The sequence below is a fragment of the Streptomyces sp. DH24 genome (assembly GCF_029813775.1).
In the GTDB taxonomy this organism is placed as follows: Bacteria; Actinomycetota; Actinomycetes; order Streptomycetales; family Streptomycetaceae; genus Streptomyces.
Window position 1 is genome coordinate 40,092 of sequence record NZ_JARVKW010000013.1, and the last position, 13,812, is coordinate 53,903.

Consider the following 13,812-nt stretch of genomic DNA (forward strand, 5'->3'; position numbering starts at 1 on the left):
CCGGCCCGGTCCGGTGGCTCGTGGTCTCCGGTCAGCATGGCCCCCACCGGCGAGCTCCCCGAGGACCCGGTCGAGCAGCTCGGCATCGCGCTGGACAACATCACGGCCAACCTCGAAGCCGCCGGGATGCGGCACGAGGACCTGGTCAGGCTGACGTTCTACTTCGCCGGCGAGGTCGATCTCCAGCGTCGGCGCCGGCGGCTGGGCGAGTGGCTGGGCGACCTGCGCCCCTGCATGACCGTCATGACGGTGGCCGCACTGGCCACGCCCGCGCTGCGCGTCGAGGTCGAGGCGCTCGCGTGCACCGAGGACAACCCGGCGACACAGAGGAGCGAGCAGCAGTGATAGTCCAGACCACCCTGGAAGGCGTCCACACCTTCGAGCAGCCGGACGGCTACGTCACGCACTACCGGCTGTGGGGCGCCGAGACCGCCGCGCACCTCGTGGTGATGCTGCACGGGGGCATGAGTCACGCGGGCTGGCAGGCACCGCTCGGCGCCCGGCTCGCCGAACTCGGTGACGACGTCGCCTTCCTCGCCGTCGACCTGCGCGGCTCGGGACTCAACGCCGTGCGCGGGCACATCCCGGACGGTGACCTGGCCGTGCGGGACATCGCGCTGCTGCTGGGCAGCCTCAAGGAAGCCCGCCCCGGTACCCGCATCCACCTGGCCGGCTGGTGCTTCGGCGCCCAGGTGGCGACGGTCGTCGCGGCCGGGCTCGCCGACCGTGAGGTACTCGCGAGCCTCCTCATGGTGTGCCCCGGCTTCTTCTTCAACGACCGCTACTCCGACGTGCTGGACCGCTCGGTCGACGCCGCCCTGGAGGTAGTCGAGGAGCTCGGCATCACCGTCGAGACGACGCGCCCCTTCATCAGGGTCCCCCTGCGCCCGGCCGACTTCACCAACCGCGCGGAGTGGCTCGCGGCCATCGAGGACGACAAGCTGAAGCTCTCCCACGTGACGGTCGGCACGATCGATTCCTGGGAGGCCATCGCCGTGAAGTCGGAGACGGACTACGGGCGCATCGGGCCGCTGCCGGTGCGGGCTGTGTTCGGCAGCCGGGACAAGCTGGTCGACAACGACCGCGTGCGCACCTTCCTCCAGAGCCACCCCGACCTGGAGACGCACGACCTCGACGCCGGTCACGCCGTCCACTTCGAAGAGACGGAGGCGCTCGCGCGTCTGGTCGCGGGCTTCGTGGCCGAGCCGAAGCGATGACGGCTGGAGTCGCGCGCTACCGCACGGTCCTGTCGACCCCGGGAGCGTGGGGGTTCTTCCTTCCCGGCATGCTCGCCAGGTTCCCGCTGGGCATGACCGGCATCAGCATCATGCTCTTCGTCTCCGCGACGCGGGGCGACTACGGCACCGCGGGTGCGCTGTCGGCCGTCTCCGCGGTCGGGTACGCGGTGGCCGCACCCCAACTGGCCCGCGTCGCCGACCGGGTGGGGCAGCACAAGGTCCTGCTCTCCTGCGCGGTGCTGTGCGCGATCAGCGGTGGCGCGTTCGTCGTGAGCACGCTGCGCGACGGGACGCCGCTGTGGGTTCTGTTCGTCACGGCGGCGCTGACGGGCGCGGCGACGCCCGCGTTCGGCTCGATGGTGCGGGCGCGCTGGAGCGGTCTGCTGGACGGCTCGTCCTTGAAGGGGACGGCCTTCGCACTGGAATCCCTGGTCGACGAGCTCGTCTTCATCGTCGGCCCGGTCATCGCCACCTCACTCGCCGTCGGGGTCAGCCCGGCCGCGGGCCTCGTCACCGCGCTGATCCTGGTGTGCGGCGGCAGCGTCCTGCTCTCGCTCAGCCGGCGCACGGAGCCTCGGTACAAGCCCGGACCCAAGTCCGGCAAGAGCGCCCTGTTCCTGGGGCCGGTTGCCCTCGTGGCGGCACTGAACCTGTGTTTCGGCGGCATGTGGGGCTCGGTCGACATAGCCACCGTGGCGTTCTCCGGCGAGCGGCAGCAGCCCTTCATGGCGGGGGTGCTGCTGGGGATCTACGCGATCGGCAGCTCTGTGGCGGGGCTGGCCTACGGGGCGCGGGAGTGGTCGGCTCCGCTGCCGCGGATCCTGTGGGTCTCGACCCTGATCATGGCGGTCGGGATCCTGCCGATGCTCGTGGTCGACAACTTCGTCGGGGCCGGCCTCGTGCTCCTGCTGGCCGGGTCGAGCTCCTGTCCGGCCATGATCGTCGCCATGATGCTGGTCGTGGACGGTGTGCCTCCCTCCCACCGCACGGAGGCGCTGGCCTGGCAGTCCACGGCCCTCTGGCTCGGGGTGTCCATCGGCTCCTCGGTGAGCGGCCACCTCGCGGATTCCCGAGGCGCGCAGGCCGCCTACGCCTTCGCGGCCCTCTGCGGCGGCGTCGGCTTCCTGGTCGCCCTGGCCGGCGGCCGGCGGCTGCGGCCGGCGGAGGCCGAACCCTCGAACGCCCCAGCCGCTGATGACCGTCCGAACCTCCCCACCGAGTCAGGTATCCGATGACATCCATCAGCACCACCCGTCCTCCCGCCACCACCGCCTCCACCCTTTGGGTGGCCGACCGGATCGCCGCGACGGCCGGACACCCGGACCCGGCGGTCCGCGAGCGCGTCGCCCTGCGGACCGCCGACGCGGCCCTCACCTACGCCGAGTTGTGGGAACGCGTACAGAAGGCCGCCGTCGAGCTGTCGGCCCTCGGGGTCGGCGTCGGTGACGTCGTCGGTCTGCGGCTGCCCTCCGGCCCCGGCCCGGTCGTCGCCATGCTGGCGTGCTGGCACGTCGGCGCCGCCTTCCTGCCCATGGACGCCGCGGCCCCCGACGCGTACCGCGACCGGCTGCTGAGCCGTTCGGGAGCCCGGGCCGTCGTAGACGCGGACGGCCCCCGGGCCCTCGCGGACCCGGCTCCCGCCACGCGTCCGGCGGCCGGCCGCCCCGAGGACCGGGCGGCCTACGTCATCTACACCTCGGGGTCGACCGGCACCCCCAAGGGAGTGCTCGTCGGCCAGGACGCCTTAGCCGACCACACCACCGGAATCGCCGACCTCCTCGAACTGCGCGACACCGACACCGTGCTCCAGTTCGCGGGGCTCGGATTCGACGTCGCCCAGGAAGAGATCTGGCCGACGCTCGCCGTCGGCGGCACGGTGGCCTTCCTGGACTCCGCTGACCGCGCCCTGAGCCCGGCGGAGCTCGCCCACCGGGTACGTGCCCTGGGTGTGTCGGTGCTCCAACTCCCCACCGCCTACTGGCGCCTGGTGTGCGCCCAGATGCAGGGGACGGACGGCGCCGGCCTCTCCTTCGACGGCGTACGCACCGTCGTGATCGGCGGCGAGGGAGCGGGCGCGAAGGACGTCCACGTGCACCGGAACGGACCGCTGGGCCACTGCACGCTGGTCAACGGCTACGGGCCGACCGAGACGGTGGTGACCTGCGCGGCCTTCGTCCTGCGGGCGGACGAGCCCGTCCCGGTCACGACCGGCCTGCCCATCGGCGGCCCGGTGGGCGACCGCCGGCTCTACGTCCTCGATGCCGATCGGCGTCCGGCCGAGGCCGAGAGCCCCGGCGAGCTCTGGGTCGGCGGGAGTCCGCTCGCCCACGGGTACCTCGACGACCCGGTGCGTACGGCCGAGCGCTTCCGCCCCGACCCGTTCGCCACGGTGGCCGACGCGCGGATGTACCGCACCGGCGATCTGGTCACACGCCATCAGGACGGCGCGTTGGAGTTCCTCGGCCGTCTCGACAACCAGGTCAAGGTCCGCGGTTACCGGATCGAACTCGACGAAGTCGACCGGCACTTGACCGACACGCGTGGCGTCACCGCGGCCGCCGCGGTGGCCCTCGACGACGGCACCGGGACCGGCGGACGCGTCCTGGCCGCCGCGCTCTCGGTGACCGCGGGCGGCCCGACGGCCGAGCAGATCCGCGAGGACCTGCGCGGACGCCTGCCCTCCCACCTGGTCCCCGGCCTGATACGCGTGCGCGACGTGCTTCCGCTGACCACCTCCGGCAAGATCGACCGCCGTGCCGTGGCCGCGGTGCTCGCGCAGGAGTACGCGAGCACCGCGCCGGAGGCCGCCGTTGAGGAGGTCCCTGCGCCCGAGGACGACGCGCCCACGCCCGCCGTGGCGCCCGCGGCCGACGCGGGCACGACCGGCGAGGCCGCGGGACTCACCCTGCTCCTCGAACTGGTACGCACCCTGCTCCGCGCCCCGGACTTCGGCCCCGACGACGACTTCCTGGCCCACGGCGGGGACTCGCTCGTCGCCCTCCGGGTGAGCGGCGCGATGCGCGAACGCGGTTGGCGTCTGCGGCCGTCGGACCTCCTGGCGGCGGGCGACGCACGGTCCGTGGCGACCCGCATCGTGCCGTGCTGAAGAAGAGCGCGGTGCCGAAGTGACGAGCGGCCGACCCAAGAGCACATAAGCAGAACAGCACTGCACTGCACTGCACTGCACTGCACTGCACAGCACGCTGGCCGATACTTCGAGGGAGAGGTTTCATGACAGCCGTACCCGTCCGTGACCAGTTGACGGCCTGGATCGAGAGCGAGGAGTTCTCCTGCCTGGGGGCCAAGTCGGCCCTGCGCCGCGGGAGCCTGCGCCAGGTCCACGTGGGGGTCATGGGCACCGGGAGTGCGACGGCCGCGCTCCACGGCGCCCTCACCGAGTTCGTCTCGCGCGACCTCAACGACGAGCAGAACTTCGCCACCATCGTCGCCGTCTTCGAGGGGCCGTCGGGGCTCCCGGAGCCCGACTTCCACACACTGCTGTGGCGGCAGCTGACCGACCTGCACGCCTTCGACGCCGACCGCGGTTTCGCCTGGGCGGAGGGCGCGGACCGCGATCCGCACTCCCCGAAGTTCGGTTTCAGCGTGGCCGGGCACCCGTTCTTCGTCGTGGGCCTGCACGAGAACGCGTCGAGGATCACCCGGCGCCTGCCGTTCCCCGCGATAGCGTTCAACTCGCACCACCAGTTCCGCCGGCTGGTGGAGAACGGCGTCTACGGGGGTCTCCAGCGCCGCATCCGCGAGCGCGAGATGCGCCTGCAGGGTTCCATCAACCCGAACCTCGCCGAATTCGGCGAGTCGTCCGAGGCGCGTCAGTACTCGGGGATGCAGACGGACGCGCAGTGGCACTGCCCTTTCGTCGCTCGGGACGGATCAGCCGCGGACCCCGAGCCGGCCACGCCCCGGCCCGACGCGTGAACGGCTCGCATGCTTCCGTGCTCAGCGTCAACACCGGCCGGGCCCGCGCGGTGCCCTACACGGACGCCCCGGGCGGCGTGACGGGAATCGACAAGCAGCCGGTGGACGGGCCGGTCCGGGTGGCCCCGGCGGGGCCACCCGGCCTCGCGGGCAGCGGCGTCGGCGGTGACACGGTGTGCGACCTGCGCTTCCACGGTGGGGCCGACCGCGCCGTGTACGCCTTCGCCCGGGAAGACCTGGACGACTGGCAGCGGGAGCTGAACCGGGTGCTGGGCAACGGCTCCTTCGGCGAAAACCTGACCGTCCTAGGCATGGACCTCCGCCACGCGCTGATCGGAGAGCGATGGCGGGTCGGCCCCGGCACCGTCCTGGAGGTGACCGGCGGGCGTATCCCTTGCCGCACCTTCGCCGGCCGGCTCGGCGAGAAGGGCTGGGTACGCCGCTTCACCCGCGCCGCCTCCCCCGGAGCGATGCTCCGCGTCATCGAGGCGGGCGACGTCAGCGCGGGCGATCACATCACCGTCGTGCACCGCCCGGACCACGACGTGACCGTGTCCCGCCTGTTCCGCGCGGTGACCACCGAGCGGGCGAAGCTGCCCGACGTCCTCGTGGCCGCTCCCTGGATGGAGCGCGAACAACTGCAGATCGCCCAGCAGTACACCGCCAAGTACGCAGGCACCGACCGTTAGCCCGCTTGCCCATCCCCGGACGGGGCCCCCGCCCCCGCTCCCGGCCCGGATCATCACCCCCGCGAAAGCGATCCCCCCTCCACCCCCCGCAAGAGCCCCCCGGCACCGCTCTCCCGGCTCACCTCGTGATGCCGCCCGTCCGGCCGGGGAAGGGGCTTGAGGGCGACCTCGATGCGGTGGGTGGCGTCGTGGCTCACCGTGCCGCCCAGGCGGGCCTCGACCACGCCCAGGCGCAGTCCCGCCCCGCCCTCGCCCGAGCGGTGGAACTGCACCGAGAACTCCAGGCTGACCTGCTCCACGCTGAACCGCCAGTCGCTGTCCGCGCCTTCGGCCTGGGCCTGGGCCAGTTCCGCGCGGACCGCGCCGATGGCCTCCGCGAGGCCGATCGGCTCCATGTCCCTCATATCAAAGCACCGCCGTCTCAGGTCGATTGGCCGGTCCACGCCGCCCACAAGTCTAGGGACGCACCAGGCTTTGCACGTAGTGTGAGACGCCATGGGGGAACTGCGTGCGGACTGGAGGCTCAGGCTGCGGCGCGAGGACGCGCACGGCCCGGTCTGCGGCGCCGGCGTGCTCGTCGACCAGTACACGGCGCTGACCTGTGCGCACGTGGTGCGCCGTCCGGACGCCGTGATGTGGCTGGAGTTCGCCGAGAACAGCGCGCTCGAACCGGTCGCCGCGCGCGTCATGCCCGGCGGCTGGCTGCCGGACGGCGCGAGCGGCGAGGACGTCGCCGTACTGCGTCTGGACAGCCCTCGTCCGCAGGCCCGCCGCGCCCCGCTGGAGCCCGGGTTGTGGGGCGGCATGGAGGTGTACGCCACCGGTTACGCGGAGGGCTTCGACGACGGCATGAGCCTGTGGGGACGTATCGGCGGCGCCAGCGGCGAGCGGGTGCAGCTCGACGCCGTCACCAGGGCGGAGGTGGTGCGCGCGGGCTTCAGCGGCGCCGCCGTGTGCACCCGGCCCCGGGAGGGCAGTCCGCCCCGTGTGGTTGGCCTCGTCGTCAGCTGGCGCGGCGACCTGGGCGCGCTGCTGCCCGAGGACAACCGGCTGTCCTTCTCGTATCTGATCCCGGTCGAGCGCATCGCCGAACTCTCCCCCGTGATCAAGGAGTTGAGCAGCCCGCACGCCTGGGACGTGGGCTTCGAGGAGCGGTTGACGCGGTGGTTCGACGACCCGGACGAGGACCCGGTGAAGATCACCGTGGTGCCGCCGGGCAGCGGCAAGGACCGCTCGCTGCGCCATCTGACGCACCGCGCCCACGTCGTCCACCGCGGCGGTGCCAGCAGGCCGGACCTCATCGACCACGCCCTGGGCCGGGTCGCCTTCCCGGCCACTGAGTACCTCGCGTACTGGGACTGGCTGCGCGGTGCCAAGCCGCGGCCCGCGCGGGCGACCGACTGCGCGCCCGGCCGGCCGGTCACGGTCCTTGTCGACGGTCTCGACGAGGAGCCCCGGCCCGGCGACCTGATCGACGTCCTGGCCCGGCTGCGGGTGCTCGGCTTCCGGCTGCTGCTCATCTTCCGCCAGGAGGGCGGCCCCGGCTGGACCGCGTCCCGCGACCGGCTTCTGCAGCCCGCGCTCCTGAGCCACGCGGACATGCTGCTGGAGCGGCTGCGGTGCGTGGAGTTCAGCCAGGCGATCCGCCGCGACATCGTCGACAGCGCCTCCCTCGGCTCCGTCACCGAGACCGCCGACCGGCACCTGGCCGTACGCCGGCTGATCGACGACGTGAGGGACCCCCAGCAGCAACTCACCCGGCTGCGCACGCTGATCAGGGCCCTGCGCGCCGACCTGAGCCGCCATGGCCGACGGTGACGCGCCGCCGCGCCCGGCCGGGGCGAGACAGGAGGGCCAGGACGGCATGACGGTCTGTCCGCACCGGCACTTCACCGGAGCCCGCTGCGGCGGCACCGTGCTGCCCACCGGCTACTGCGCGGTGTGCGGCCGCGCGCGGAACGACCCCGGGCTGCCCGAACTGCCCGAGGACCCGCGGGAACTCGGCCCCCGCGAGCTGCTGGCGCTGCCCGAGCGCGAGCCGCGCCCCGCCGAGGAACGCCTCCTCAGTCCCGACGCGCCGCCGCGCATCCGCATGGGCTGCTCGTCCGACGACTGCGGCATCACCTTCGCCCCGCCCTACACCGAGGGCACGGTGCCGATCGAGGGGTACTGCCCGGCCTGCGGGACGCGCTACTCGTACCGGCCCGAACTCGCCAAGGGCGACATGCTGCGCGACCAGTACCGGATCATGGGGCCCATCGCGCACGGCGGCCAGGGCTGGGTCCATCTCGCCGAGGACACCCATCTCGGTGACGTCGTCGCCGTCAAGGGCCTGCTCAACCGCTACGAGCACGACGGCGCCCGGCTCGCCGACGTCGAACGCCGCAACCTCGTCGCCATCCGCCATCCCCGCATCGTCCAGATCCGCGACTTCGTCGCCCGGCGCGACGCCACCGGTCGGGTCACCGGCGGCCACATCGTCATGGACGACGTCGGCGACGGCACGCTGGTGAAGGTGATCGAGGAGGTCAGGCGCGGTGAGTTCGTCCTCGACATCGAGCACGTCGCGGCGTACGGCTGCCAGATCCTGGAGGCCTTCGCCCATCTGCACGCCGACGGCGAACGGGTCTTCGTCTACGGGGACATGAAGCCGTCCAACGTCGTGCACCACAGGGACGGCGTGAAGGTCATCGATCTCGGCGGCATGCGCGAACAGGGCCAGAGCCAGCCGCCCGCCCATGTCACGGCCGACTACATGGCGCCCGAGACCGGGGTGTCGGGCATGCCCACCGTCGCCCACGACCTGCACACGGTCGGCGTCACCCTGCGGGAACTGGCCCGCTGGGCCGTCGCCGAGGTACCCGGCCTGGGCATCGCCTCCTTCCAGGGGGTCGTCGAGCGCGCCGTCCGGCCCGCCCCCGACCGGCGTTTCACCGACGCCCGCGAAATGGTGGGCCAACTGCGCGGCGCCCTGCGGGAGATCCGGGCGCTGCGCGGCAAGAGCGACCCGCCCGAGCCCTCCGACTACTTCCGGCCGTCCACGCAGTTGCTCGGCGCCCGGCTGGGCACGGTGCCCGGCATCGAGCACTGGCTGCGCCGCCCCCGCCGCGACCGGTACGAGCCTCCCGTGGCGCCGGCCCTCGACCCGGGTGCGCCCACGCCCACCGAGATCGCCGCCTGCCTGCCGGTGCCGAGGCCGTACCGGGGCGATCCGCAGGCCGCGCGGTTCGAGGTGAGCAGCGGCTACGACCCGCGCCGGCTGCTGGCGCAGGAGGGCGACAAGCCCCGCTCGGTGGAGATCTGCCTGCACAACGTGCGTGTCCTGCTGAGCCGGAACACCCGGCGGGACCTGGACCTGGCCCAGGAGGAGCTCGACACGGCCGACTCCGTCCCCGGGCCGCCCGCCGTGCGCCGGTGGCGGCTGGAGTGGCACCGCGCCCTGCTCGCGCTGCGCAACGCCGGCCTCGACGGCGACCGGGCGCAGGTCGCCGAGGCCAGGGCCCACTTCACTCGGGTCAACCTGGAACTGCCCGGCGAGTACGCGCCCAAGCTGGCCCTCGCCTACTGCACGGAGTGGCTCGGCGACGACACGGCCGAGCCCACGGCCAGGGAACTGTACGAGACGGTGTTCGCCCGCAACCCCGCGCACGGCGGCGCCGCCCTCGGCCTCGCCAGGCTCGCGCTGCGCGCGCACGACCGCCGGTCGGCCATCGACGTCCTCGGCCGGGTCCGGCCGGGCACCTTGGACCACACCGTCGCCCGGATCGCCTCCCTGCGCATCCGCGCCGCCCGGCTGCCGGGAGACGGTGATCCGCTGCCCGCGCCCGACGAGGTCGACGCGGCGCTGGCCGAACTGCCCGGCCTCGTGGGCCGCAGCCCGGGTGCCGGGGAGCCGAGCCTGTCCGGGGACGAGGCGCTGCGGCTGAGCACCGAGCTGCACGAATGGAAACTGGACGCGGTGCACCACCTCGGCGACCGGCCCGGTCCTGCGGGACGGCGTGCCGGACGGCTCGACGCCCGCGGCCTGAGGCGTCTGAGCGGTCCGGAGCGGGAGCTGCGCGAGCGGTTGGAGGCGCACTACCGGCGGCTGGCGGCCCGCCACCAGGAAACGGCCGCCGCCCACGAGCTTCTCGTGGACCTCATGCACGCGATACGGCCTCAGACGGTGTTCTGAATCGTTCTGACCGCACGGCACGACAGACGGACCGGCACCCGGCTCCCGGTGTGCCGCGGCGACGGAGGCGAAGGAACGGTGACGTACGACATGAGCAGCCCCACCCGGCCGCCGCAGCCGGGCATCCGACTGCGTGTCGACCTCGACGGCGACCCGCACCCGCGCCGCAGCGCGAAGATCGAGGCGCATCTCCAGGTGGACGTGGCCGCCGACGGCGCTCCCGGCGACCTGCCCGCGGCCCAGCTCGCCGTGGTCATCGCGGTGGACGTCGCCGAATCCAACCGGGCGGCCGTCCGGCACGCCCTGCCGGCGGTGCTGCGCGCCCTGCCCGACCGCATCTCCTTCGCGGTGCTCGGCAGCGGCCCCGCGCCGGTCCGGTGCTATCCGCGGGGCGACGCCGAGTGGGCCGTCGCCGACCGGGACGAAAGACGCCGTGCCGTCTTCGTCGCGGGGTCGCTCCCCCTGCACCGGGAGGGTCCGCGTCCCGCCGGGTACGCCGCCTGGGTGGCCGCGTCACGCGCCCTGCTCGTCGGCCGGCCGGTCTCCGTACGCCATCTGGTGCTGATCACCGACGGCAGCAGCGCGGCCGGTGAGACCCGTCTGGAGGCGGAACTGGACGCCTGTGCGGGGCAGTTCACCTGCCATGTGTTCGCCGTCGGCGCGGACTGGGACCCCGACCCCCTGCTGACCCTCGCCGAACGGCTGCACGGCACGGCCGAGTTCGTGGACGACGGGCTCGGCCGCGCGATCACGGCCGCGATCCACCGGCTGCGCCGGGTGCACACGCCCCAGTTGCCGATCGACGTGACCGTGCGACCCGCCGTGCGCCAGGTCTCGCTCAGCGAGAGGTCGCCCCGGCCGCACCGCCTCGGCGGGCTGCGTCTGCGCGGCCGGCCGGACCGCTGGAGCTTCCCGACCCACCAGTGGGAGCAGGGCAGACGGGACTACCTGCTCACGCTGGTCGCCGACGCGGACGGCGACCCGCTGGACACCGAGCTGCAGTTCGCCATGGTCTCCATCGGCGACGTCCACGCGCCGGTCACCGCCCGCTGGCGGCTTCCCGGTCGGTTACCGCCCGACGCCGGTGCGGGCGCCGGCAGCGTACGGGACCTCAACGACACCGCCAGGATGGGCAACGCGCTGCGCCGGGGACTCGTCGCCGCCGAGAAGAACCAACGGGAGGTCGCCGAGGAGTGCCTGGGGCAGGCCGCCCGGCTCGCCGTGCGGCTCGGCACGGACTGGGTGCTGGACGTGATCCGCACGGTCGGCGAGATCGGGGACTTTCCCGAGACGCGGGTCCGGCTGCACCACGTCGACGCCGGCAGCCTCCGCCCGATGATCCTGCGCGCCGGTTCCCGTACCGGCTGGCCCCCGGCCGGCGTCGTCGGCGCCCGGCCGGGCCCGCGCTGCGGCGACTGCGGCCACCCGGCCGGCCGTGAGGCCCGTTTCTGCATCGCGTGCGGGGAGAGGCTGCGATGACGGCCGGACCCGGGGCGTCCTTGCGCCGGTACTCCCCCGCCGCGTACTGGCGCAGGCGCCTGAGCCCCTGGCGGACCCGTCGGCTGCTGGAGGTGCATCTGCTGGTCCTGTTCGTGCTCGCGGCCGTGGCGTCGTCGGCCCTGTTCCTCTCGTGCCGTCAGATCCAGCACAGTGCCGAATCCCTCGCGTCCCGTGAGGCGCCGGCCGTGCAAGGCCTTGCGGCGACCCGGCTCGCGGCCCTGCGTGCCCACCAGGAGGCGCACGCCCTGGTGCGGATGAAGCTCATCGGCGTCGCGGGCTCGGGCGAGACCTACCGGTCCCAGCTCTCGGCCGCCGACCAGGGCCTGTCCCGTATCGCCGACCGCACGGACCAGGACCTCGGCACGGTCAAGGGCCTGCTCGCCACGTACAGCAACTCGCTCAGCCTCGGCGCGTCCCTCTACCGTGACCAGCCGCTGATGCGGGAGCAGAAGCTGGAGGAGGCGGACTCGCTGCTGACCCGCGAGACGGTGGGGCTCGCCCCCCGTCTGGAGGCGCTGCAGCGGGCGCAGCTGGGGCACGCGGAGGCCACGGCCACCATGGGGCGCTGGCAGCGCGGCGGCTGGTGGCTCGCCGAACTCGCCCTGATGGCGGTGCTGTTGACGCTGCTGTCGGCGCTGTTCGTGCTGCGGGACCGCTGCGGCCGGGACTGGAATCCGTATCTGCTCGCGGCGTTCGTCCTCACCGTGCTGCTCGCGGTGGTGCCGGTGATGACGGCGGCCTCCACGGAGAACGACCTCGCCGGGGCGATCAGGGATCTGCGGCAGATCACCGAAGTGTCCCAGCGCGGCGGCCCGGGGCTGGCCGACGCGCAGCAGCGTGTGACGGAGGAGTCGGAGAGCCTCCGCCAGCGGATGGCCGACGCCGCCTGGACGGACGGGGTGTACCGGGGCGCGTTCGTCGGCAGTCTGCTGGCCATCGTCCTGCCCGCGCTGGGGCTCGGCCTCCGCCTCGACAACGACTACTGGAGGCGGCGGTGACCCGGCGGTTCAAGATGCTGGTGTTCGTCGTGGTCATGCTGCTGGTGGCCGCCGGCGGGATGGTGGTGGCGTGGGTGCAGCAGGACGACGAGGAGCCGGTGACCATCCTCGGTACGTGGACGGCCACGCAGGAGGAGCGGTTCGAGAGCCTGCTGCGCGGCTTCGGCATCCCGTTCCGCTACCAGGGCACCGCGGCCCAGCGGGAGGTGCTGCTCTCCAAGGTGCAGTCGGGGGAGCCCCCGGACATCGTGATCATGCCGGGCATCGGCGAACTCGCCGAGTACGCCGACCAGGACCTCCTGAAGCCGCTGAACGAGCTCTACATCCCGCAGGAGTACGGCGCGCCCTGGAAGTCGACGGGCTCGCCCTCCGAACACGTCTACTGGGTCCCGGTCAAGGCCGACCTGAAGAGCATCGTCTGGTACCGCGAGGGCGACAGGCCGGTCGACTCCCCCGCTCCGGTGGACAGCTGGTGCATGGGCATGGGTGACGACGGCGCCTCGGGCTGGCCCGGCACCGACTGGATCGAGGACCTCGTGCTGCAACGCGAGGGCCCGGCCGTCTACGAGAAGTGGGCGCTGGGCGCGGGCACGGCCCAGTGGTGGCGGAGCGAGCCGGTGCGCGCCGCCTGGGAGGCCTGGGCCGGTCTGCTCCGGCAGAACAGGCAGGCCGCCAAGCACGCTCTGCTCACCGACCACCGCGGCGCCCCGGACGGCAGCGGGCTGCTGTTCGACGGCTGGGGCGGGTGCACCCTGGAGCACCAGGGTTCCTTCGCGCCCTCCTTCTACAGGGGTGACGCGGAGCGGGCGGGCCTGATGGACTCCGCCCCGCTGCTGCCCGGCGGCGGGGGCCGGGTCCGGGCGCGCGAGGTGACCGGTGATTTCGCGGCGCTGTTCAGCGACCGCCCGGCCGCCCGCGCGCTGATCCAGCGGCTGGCCTCGAAGGAGGGCCAGCAGAAGTGGGCCGATCTGGCGGAGGTCTTCTCGGCGAACCGTCAGGTGAAGCCGCGGGGCGGTCCGCTGGAGCGCGAGATCGCGCGACGCCTCGGTGCGGGGCCCCGCTGCCTCGACGCCTCGGACGTCATGGCGCCCGCGGTGCGGGACGCCTTCTACGAGGCGGTTCTGCTGACCGTCGCACGGGCCGCCGCCGGTGCGGACGTCGACGTTCCGGGCCTCCTGCAGGACGTGCAGCGGGTGCAGGACGCGCAGTCCGTCCAGGGCGTCGAGAAGAGAGCGGCGCCGAAGACGGTGTGCAGTACGCGGTGAGCGCCGGGGCGG

12 protein-coding genes are annotated in these 13,812 nt (G+C 73.3%); 11 read left to right on the top strand and 1 reads right to left on the bottom strand.

What is annotated here, in order from left to right:
* Positions 1-36: 36 nt before the first annotated feature.
* The 6 genes from QC282_RS13085 to QC282_RS13110 all read left to right on the top strand — a co-directional run bounded on the left by QC282_RS13085 (position 37) and on the right by QC282_RS13110 (position 5,863).
* The gene (locus QC282_RS13085) at positions 37-345 is read left to right on the top strand and encodes a RidA family protein (RefSeq protein ID WP_279549475.1); all 309 of its coding nucleotides are present in this window, start codon (positions 37-39) and stop codon (positions 343-345) included.
* On the top strand, positions 342-1,217 hold the full coding sequence (locus QC282_RS13090) for an alpha/beta hydrolase (RefSeq protein WP_279549476.1): 876 nt from the start codon (positions 342-344) through the stop codon (positions 1,215-1,217). Before QC282_RS13085 ends, QC282_RS13090 begins: the two co-directional genes overlap by 4 nt.
* Positions 1,214-2,473: an MFS transporter gene (locus QC282_RS13095; RefSeq protein ID WP_279549477.1), complete on the top strand. Its 1,260-nt coding sequence runs from the start codon at positions 1,214-1,216 to the stop codon at positions 2,471-2,473. Before QC282_RS13090 ends, QC282_RS13095 begins: the two co-directional genes overlap by 4 nt.
* Positions 2,470-4,344 carry a non-ribosomal peptide synthetase gene (locus QC282_RS13100; RefSeq protein WP_279549478.1) on the top strand — a complete coding sequence of 625 codons (1,875 nt, stop codon included), beginning with the start codon at positions 2,470-2,472 and terminating at the stop codon, positions 4,342-4,344. Before QC282_RS13095 ends, QC282_RS13100 begins: the two co-directional genes overlap by 4 nt.
* A gap of 125 nt (positions 4,345-4,469) precedes the next feature.
* Positions 4,470-5,174 carry a guanitoxin biosynthesis heme-dependent pre-guanitoxin N-hydroxylase GntA gene (gntA, locus tag QC282_RS13105; RefSeq protein ID WP_279549479.1) on the top strand — a complete coding sequence of 235 codons (705 nt, stop codon included), beginning with the start codon at positions 4,470-4,472 and terminating at the stop codon, positions 5,172-5,174.
* Positions 5,175-5,191: 17 nt separating this feature from the next.
* Positions 5,192-5,863, top strand: coding sequence for an MOSC domain-containing protein (locus QC282_RS13110; RefSeq protein WP_279549480.1), 672 nt, complete (start codon positions 5,192-5,194; stop codon positions 5,861-5,863).
* 53 nt (positions 5,864-5,916) lie between these two features.
* Here the strand turns inward: QC282_RS13110 and QC282_RS13115 are convergent, their stop codons facing one another.
* On the bottom strand, positions 5,917-6,258 hold the full coding sequence (locus QC282_RS13115) for a trypco2 family protein (RefSeq protein WP_279549481.1): 342 nt from the start codon (positions 6,256-6,258) through the stop codon (positions 5,917-5,919).
* Positions 6,259-6,358: 100 nt separating this feature from the next.
* Here QC282_RS13115 and QC282_RS13120 point away from each other — a divergent pair, with 100 nt between their 5' ends.
* The 5 genes from QC282_RS13120 to QC282_RS13140 all read left to right on the top strand — a co-directional run bounded on the left by QC282_RS13120 (position 6,359) and on the right by QC282_RS13140 (position 13,800).
* Positions 6,359-7,681, top strand: coding sequence for a serine protease (locus QC282_RS13120; RefSeq protein WP_279549482.1), 1,323 nt, complete (start codon positions 6,359-6,361; stop codon positions 7,679-7,681).
* Between the two features lie 46 nt (positions 7,682-7,727).
* Positions 7,728-10,037, top strand: a complete 2,310-nt coding sequence (locus QC282_RS13125; protein WP_279549483.1) for a tetratricopeptide repeat protein — start codon at positions 7,728-7,730, stop codon at positions 10,035-10,037.
* Between the two features lie 90 nt (positions 10,038-10,127).
* A complete protein-coding gene (locus QC282_RS13130) occupies positions 10,128-11,516 on the top strand; it encodes a hypothetical protein (RefSeq protein ID WP_279549484.1) in 1,389 nt (462 codons plus the stop codon).
* Positions 11,513-12,535: a hypothetical protein gene (locus QC282_RS13135; protein ID WP_279549485.1), complete on the top strand. Its 1,023-nt coding sequence runs from the start codon at positions 11,513-11,515 to the stop codon at positions 12,533-12,535. The genes QC282_RS13130 and QC282_RS13135 overlap by 4 nt, the downstream gene beginning before the upstream one ends.
* On the top strand, positions 12,532-13,800 hold the full coding sequence (locus tag QC282_RS13140; protein ID WP_279549486.1) for an extracellular solute-binding protein: 1,269 nt from the start codon (positions 12,532-12,534) through the stop codon (positions 13,798-13,800). The genes QC282_RS13135 and QC282_RS13140 overlap by 4 nt, the downstream gene beginning before the upstream one ends.
* Positions 13,801-13,812: the final 12 nt, after the last annotated feature.

What these genes read in the sequence shown, in the direction of transcription:
- QC282_RS13085 (WP_279549475.1), top strand. Translation starts at nt 37, where the DNA reads ATGGCCCCCACCGGCGAGCTCCCCGAGGACCCGGTCGAGCAGCTCGGC.
- QC282_RS13095 (WP_279549477.1), top strand. Translation starts at nt 1,214, where the DNA reads ATGACGGCTGGAGTCGCGCGCTACCGCACGGTCCTGTCGACCCCGGGA.
- QC282_RS13100 (WP_279549478.1), top strand. Translation starts at nt 2,470, where the DNA reads ATGACATCCATCAGCACCACCCGTCCTCCCGCCACCACCGCCTCCACC.
- gntA (WP_279549479.1), top strand. Translation starts at nt 4,470, where the DNA reads ATGACAGCCGTACCCGTCCGTGACCAGTTGACGGCCTGGATCGAGAGC.
- QC282_RS13115 (WP_279549481.1), bottom strand. Translation starts at nt 6,258, where the DNA reads ATGGAGCCGATCGGCCTCGCGGAGGCCATCGGCGCGGTCCGCGCGGAA.
- QC282_RS13120 (WP_279549482.1), top strand. Translation starts at nt 6,359, where the DNA reads ATGGGGGAACTGCGTGCGGACTGGAGGCTCAGGCTGCGGCGCGAGGAC.
- QC282_RS13125 (WP_279549483.1), top strand. Translation starts at nt 7,728, where the DNA reads ATGACGGTCTGTCCGCACCGGCACTTCACCGGAGCCCGCTGCGGCGGC.
- QC282_RS13130 (WP_279549484.1), top strand. Translation starts at nt 10,128, where the DNA reads ATGAGCAGCCCCACCCGGCCGCCGCAGCCGGGCATCCGACTGCGTGTC.
- QC282_RS13135 (WP_279549485.1), top strand. Translation starts at nt 11,513, where the DNA reads ATGACGGCCGGACCCGGGGCGTCCTTGCGCCGGTACTCCCCCGCCGCG.